The organism is Bacillus hominis (assembly GCF_018332515.1).
In the GTDB taxonomy this organism is placed as follows: domain Bacteria; phylum Bacillota; class Bacilli; order Bacillales; family Bacillaceae_G; genus Bacillus_A; species Bacillus_A hominis.
Genome location: NZ_BOQD01000319.1, coordinates 1 through 6,301, shown reverse-complemented (window position 1 = coordinate 6,301; position 6,301 = coordinate 1). Strand labels below are relative to the sequence as shown.

The following is a 6,301-nucleotide window of genomic DNA, read 5'->3' as shown; positions in this document are numbered from 1 at the left end:
TAACATAACATCCATTATGACTAAATCTATTTCATGAATTACATCAAGAACATTCTTTCCTTCTTTCTCCCAATACACTTTATACTTCTCACGCTGCAAAATTTTTTGTAATAAATCTCCTATCATCAAATCATCTTCAACAATTAATATGTTATATTCTTTCATTATGTAGACCTTCCATCACTAAAATAACAATAGCTTAGTTCTTCACTACTTTATTATTAATAAAATCCGTAGCAAGTTTGTATATTTCATCAGGAGCGTGTAAATAAATACTATGTGTACCTTCAATTTTTTTCACATCAGCTATCAATAACTTGCTAGCAAACTCCTCATAATCTCTGTTTTTTTGCTTTGTATATTTCGAGTTTTTATTTTCCCTAGCAATCGCATCTATAAATAAAATTGGTGCTTCTTTTGGGAATGATAAGGAATTAGATTTGTTACTGTTATTGTAACTTTGTAAAAGTTCTTGCTTCATATCATCATTAAAAGCTTGTTTATATGAGAGCGCTTTATAAATATTTTTTTCCTGTTCGGTTAAAAAGGATTGCTGAATTACTTCGGGATTATAAGTAATAGAAGGAACTAATCGCTGAAAACCAATTTTCGTTAAAATATTCATTCCTTTTATTCTTAATGAATCAACCTCGTCTATTTTATGAGTTACGTACTGATTAGGTAAACCAATATCTAACGCAATAATCCCTTTTACTTCACTTGGGTATTTTTGTGCCCAATAAATAGCCTCTATACCCGATAGAGAGTGTGGCACTAAAATATAGGGAGGTTTATTTCCACTTCTAATAAGCGCTTCTCTCGTTTGTTCTAATATCGTATCAATATCTCTATCATCATGAAAAACATCACTGTATCCATAACCAGCTCTCTCAATTACAGAAATCTTGTTTTCTTTCGAAAATTTACTATATAGGCCTTTCAATTCATAAACAGGAGCGGCAATTCCAGATCCGGCCATAAATACAAACGTATCCTTCCCGCTCCCCTCATTATAAACATTCACATTTTTATTATTGAAATTAACAAGTTCACCTTCATTATTAATTAATTTCGATTCCATTCTTAATTGATAGTTATGATATATAAATACAGCGCCTATTCCAAGAAAAATAATGCTAATACACACAAAAAATATAATCTTTCCTATCTTCAATAATTTTTTCATTTGACACCCCTTTCAACTTATACTGAAAGGGTACAATGTAAAAATAAATTTCTAATAAATTTTTGAAAATTATTATTTTCTCTTTGTTTCTAAAGTATTGGTCATTTTTAATACCTACGCAATTTCGTCAAAGTCTCCAATATATCATCTGTAAAGGCTGTACTACCCTCTGTCTCTAAAACTCTGAAATATAAACTTCGTAAGAAAGCTCTAATATTTTGAACTAAAATATCATACTGGGGATGCGGAATGTCTTCAACAATTGCTATACTATGTAACCAGTTGCTCCACTCTTCTTCAGTTAAAAGATTTTGGTTACGTAACGACATAATTGGCGTTACTAATCTCTCATCCTCAAAGTGGATGTATACGTAGTCATTTAGGCGAACCTTTTGACGAACAGCAGCTAGTATTGCATATGAAAACTCACGATTTTGGATTGTACGAGCTAAAGCATCTAGCGCATCTGCAGCATGTGCAGTAGAATGTGCCCAGCCTTTTCCTTCTACGTAACCCCTTACATCTTCTTCTAAATAGACATATTCAAGAACTTGCTCTGCTACACTGTACAGTTGTTCTTCAGATAGCAATGGTTCTCTTTCATGAACAGATAAAATAAGCGGCGGAATTAAAACAGAAAATGCACGTTTAAAAACAGAGTCTGTTCCCTTTTCACCAATTTTATAAAATAAATAATCAGGACTAATTGCTTGTAACATTAATCCTCGTAACTCTTTTTGTCTAAATACATCATTTGTAATCCATGTGTGAAGCGTACTGTAAATCAATTCATCACGTAATTCAGCATCAGGTGATCCAATATAATCTAGCATCCACTGTGCATATGGATATGCATCTACGTCCTCTGGTACAGCATAATTGTTATTTTTAATTTGTTGTAGTTCTTCTTTTAGTTCTAATACTTCATTCATTATATGTCCTGTCCCCTTTTTACGTTTTTTAACTTGCCCTTTTGCCTTATCCCCTGGAAATTACTTCGTAAAATTAATTTCATTATACGAGAATTATAACAATAAATATAAGGCTATACATATATTTCTGATTACGCATTTACTTTCTTTCATGAAATATTACTTCTGGATTTTCTAAATCACTATTCTGAAATACAACGTCCGCACGCTCTTTCGGATTATGCTCATCTATATACATCTTACAAGCTGCATGATACCTGTTCAAAAACATCTTCTCTGCTTTTTCATAACTTCCAAAAGCTTCAGTTTCTCGCTTAGCACCACGTTTTCTCGCAATCTCAAAATCTGTATCTACAAAAATTTTATAATCAAATAAAGGTTCAATGTCTTTTTTCAATAGAAATGTTCCATCCACTATTAGCACCATATTTGGCGGCGCCACTAAAGGTGCATTTTGTACAGGGATGTCCGTTATTAAGTTATGAGAAATCGTTTCATAATGTAAATCGCCATTAGTCCCTAAAGACTTTAATAACCTTTCTTTAAAAGCTGAATAATCGTGTGCATCTTCATAATATCCTCTTGCAGATTCTTTTCCTTGCGTATAGCGAATCGCTCTCGGATTATGAAAATCATCAATGCTGGCGCGTGTTACTGGTACTCCTCGCTTTTTTACTTCTTCCGCTAGTTCATTTGCAAATGTTGTCTTTCCTGAAGCTGTAATACCACTTACTCCAACTCTTATTGGATGGGTTAAGTTTAACGTTAAAATATAATCTGTAATTTCTTTAATACTTTGTTTTCGGTTCATGATATCTCCTCCTACAATTAGTTTACATAATATAATTACACTAAATAAACTATGGCACTATTCGCCGGTAAATCGATATCCTTTTTTCGAATCGTTGATATATTTTAGTTACGATAGATATTTCCCTTATTTCCCTTTAAACCCTCGATACAAAGCAGTTCGTAACTCCTGCTTATATTCCTCAATTTCTGGCATATCGAGCTCTTCCGCTAATCGAATTGCTAATTCAATATCATACGGTACACGTACGAGTTGAATGGAAAAGCTTGCTACTTCTTTTTCATTGTAAGTTCCTTCAAAAATTAAATAGGAAGCTTGTGTAATTTCAAGTGGGTTTCCTACGCTACCAGCATTACATAACGTTTTCCCCCTGAAATTTTGAACGTATGCTTGATGAACGTCACCGTAGCAAACGACATCTGGTTTTCTTTCCCCTTCTATATTCTCTGTCAACTCACTATTTTCGAACATACTAACACGCTCTTCTCTTGCAGCGTGTGGTTGAATTCTTTCATACAAACTTCTTGGTGAAGCGTGGAACATACGAATGAGTTTCCCGCTCATAAAAAACTCGATTGAAAATGGTAAACTTCTTAAATACTCATTTTGTTCCTCTGATAATTGTTTTTGATGCCATTTCAGCGCTTCAAACTCAGTCGGTTTTGTAATGAAATCATCCCAGTTTCCCATTACGACTCCTTCACATTCTTTACGAACGATTTCAATTACTTCGCTGGAATGAGGGCCTTTTCCTACTAAATCACCAAGGCAAATAATGCGCTCAATTCCTCTTAATTTAATATCTTGCAGCACAGATTCTAAAGCAGGAATATTACCATGAATATCTGAAATTACCGCTATTTTATCCAAATGAACCCCTCCGTCATCTATTGTTTATTATATCCAAATGATATGATTGTCTAAAATCCGGTTCAATCTCTCTATTAATATATGTATAAACTACCTAACACTTCATGCACTTGTTTACTTTCCCCTTTAAACTCTACTGCAAATAGATTTTCGCCCTGGTTCTTCAGGTGGTCTTGCACTAATCCTTCTCCAATCGGTTCACAAAACTGCACATGAATATCACCAAACACTACACTTTGACACTCAGCATTCCATTGTTCATTTTTCGTGACAGAGCTTACTGTTAGTCCCATTACTTCTTTCCATTTCCGCACTGTTTCTCGAACGTTTTTCACCGCATAATGAATCGTTTCAATTTCTTCTACTTTGTTTTGATGTTCAGCAATCGTCCCTGTGTTACGTAAATCGTTTCTTCTTTCTTCGTCCGTTTCATTCCACTGTATAAAGAAAGGTAATTTCGGTCCGTCCTCTTCCTGCTTTACAAATAACATTTTCCATTCTAATAGGCGACCATCTTTTCTCATACGTTTCCCTTCAAATGGCCCAATCGTTTGTACGCCATGTTTGCTTAAATTAACTGCTAGCTCTTCAATTTCATTTGTTCGAATTGCGATTTGTAGCATTCCTTCTCCATTTTTTAATTTCACCACTGTTTCCTGTACTAATGGATTTTCTGCTTCTTTCGCTTTTTCTTCATGCTGAACTGCTAAAAATTCTATATATGATAAGTCAAAATAACATAAACTATTCCAAGTACCCCAAGTCATATGCTCACCGCCTAACGCAGTATGAAAACCTTGTGCCTGCATTTGTTTTGCCGCTTCCTCCGGTGTGCAGTGAATTGCGTGAACGAGATGATCAAATGTTAACATTGTCTTTCTCCCCTTTCTCTCCATCCCTTTATTGTATATTTTATTTTCCTTTCATTCAATTCAAAAAACTTTAAAACCTAGTTGATTTATACGATTAATATGTATTATAATGAAACAAATTTAATTATTGCTGATTGGAAAAACCAAAGGCACTTTTCTCATACGGGAAAAGTGCCTTTTTATTTATTTATTTATTTATTATTACAGGGGGATTATTTATGCAGAAATTAATTGTCTTTGCTATTATCGGATTTTTCGCTCAATTGATTGATGGAGCACTTGGAATGGCGTACGGGGTAACGTCTTCCTCTTTATTACTAATGTTTGGTATCGCACCGGCTGTTGCATCTGCATCGGTTCATTTAGCTGAAGTCGTTACAACTGCAGCTTCTGGTGCATCTCACATACGATTTGGCAACGTTGATAAATATACAGTTTCCAGGCTTACATTGCCAGGAGCAATTGGCGCATTTGTTGGGGCATGTTTTTTAAGTAATTTACCTGGCGATATAATTAAACCGTATATTTCCTTATTTTTATTTACTTTAGGGGTTTATATTTTATTACGATTCATCATTCAAAAACAAATTGTTTCTTCAAATAAGCGTATGCCTGCTAAACAACTTGTGCCGCTCGGTCTGTTCGCAGGATTCGTTGATTCAACTGGCGGTGGTGGCTGGGGACCTATTACGACACCTGTTCTTCTTGCAAAAGGAAATGATGCTAGAAAAGTTATTGGATCTGTAGATACGAGCGAATTTCCTGTTTCACTCGCTGCAACAATCGGCTTTTTCATCTCACTTGGCTGGGAACAAATAAGCTGGGTTTGGGTATTTTCCCTAATGCTCGGTGGTATTGTTGCCGCACCAATTGCCGCATGGTTAGTACGCATCGTTCCTTCGCATTTACTTGGCGTACTCGTTGGCGGACTTATTATCTTTACGAATATACGTACATTACTTACATCATTTAAAGTTGATCCAACTATTATTACACTTTCTTATGTTGCAGTTGGTCTTATCGTTATTATCTCTATTTTCATTTCTGTCCGTAACCATTCTAAACATTCAACAGTTGGATACCCAACAGATCAAAAACAAATGCTACCATAATTACGTAAAATACCGCTCGATTTACTTCGAGCGGTATTCTTTATTTTTCAATCTTCCAATTTATCATCGTTTCAGTACTATTTACTCTTTTCATGTGTAATTTCTCTAATACACGAATTGAACTATCGTTATCAAGGAGTGTCTCCGCTATAACCGTTTCTACTTCTCCTGTCTGAAAAGCCCACTTTATTAATTCATCTACAGATTCTGTTGCATACCCTTTATTCCAATATTTCTCAATGAATCCGTACCCAATTTCTACTGTATGATTCTCGTTCGGTCTCCCTTTAAATCCAATATCCCCTAGGACTATGTCGTCTTCCTTTCGAATTACATACCACGCGCCCCAAGGTAATAACGCCTCATCTTGTTTTACATTTTCTATATGCCCTAAAATATGTGGACCGCTATTGTATCCTTGTTTTTCAGCAACTCGAAGCTTCTCTTCTGTACACGGTACTATGTATAGCCTTTCCGTTTCTAATTTCACAATAATTTCCCCTTTTCCTTTAAACGTT

The 6,301-nt window shown here is 34.9% G+C and carries 8 protein-coding genes; 1 reads left to right on the top strand and 7 read right to left on the bottom strand.

What is annotated here, in order from left to right:
* From KI356_RS23530 to KI356_RS23505, 6 genes are all read right to left on the bottom strand, one after another.
* A partial coding sequence (locus KI356_RS23530; RefSeq protein WP_212936628.1) for a response regulator occupies window positions 1-165 on the bottom strand: 165 nt, incomplete at its 3' end.
* A 34-nt stretch (window positions 166-199) separates the two neighbouring features.
* Window positions 200-1,186, bottom strand: a complete 987-nt coding sequence (locus KI356_RS23525; RefSeq protein WP_212936626.1) for an alpha/beta fold hydrolase — start codon at window positions 1,184-1,186, stop codon at window positions 200-202.
* Between the two features lie 107 nt (window positions 1,187-1,293).
* Window positions 1,294-2,118, bottom strand: a complete 825-nt coding sequence (locus tag KI356_RS23520; RefSeq protein WP_212936625.1) for a DUF2785 domain-containing protein — start codon at window positions 2,116-2,118, stop codon at window positions 1,294-1,296.
* Window positions 2,119-2,257: 139 nt separating this feature from the next.
* A complete protein-coding gene (locus KI356_RS23515) occupies window positions 2,258-2,929 on the bottom strand; it encodes a nucleoside/nucleotide kinase family protein (RefSeq protein WP_212936624.1) in 672 nt (223 codons plus the stop codon).
* 126 nt (window positions 2,930-3,055) lie between these two features.
* Window positions 3,056-3,799 carry a metallophosphoesterase family protein gene (locus tag KI356_RS23510; RefSeq protein ID WP_212936623.1) on the bottom strand — a complete coding sequence of 248 codons (744 nt, stop codon included), beginning with the start codon at window positions 3,797-3,799 and terminating at the stop codon, window positions 3,056-3,058.
* A 74-nt stretch (window positions 3,800-3,873) separates the two neighbouring features.
* Window positions 3,874-4,671, bottom strand: coding sequence for a VOC family protein (locus tag KI356_RS23505; protein WP_212936622.1), 798 nt, complete (start codon window positions 4,669-4,671; stop codon window positions 3,874-3,876).
* Between the two features lie 218 nt (window positions 4,672-4,889).
* On the opposite strand from KI356_RS23505, the gene KI356_RS23500 reads away from it, so the two are divergent.
* Entirely contained in the window at window positions 4,890-5,783 is an 894-nt protein-coding gene (locus KI356_RS23500; protein ID WP_212936621.1) for a sulfite exporter TauE/SafE family protein, read from the top strand.
* Between the two features lie 40 nt (window positions 5,784-5,823).
* Here the strand turns inward: KI356_RS23500 and KI356_RS23495 are convergent, their stop codons facing one another.
* Window positions 5,824-6,273, bottom strand: coding sequence for a GNAT family N-acetyltransferase (locus tag KI356_RS23495; RefSeq protein ID WP_212936627.1), 450 nt, complete (start codon window positions 6,271-6,273; stop codon window positions 5,824-5,826).
* Window positions 6,274-6,301: the final 28 nt, after the last annotated feature.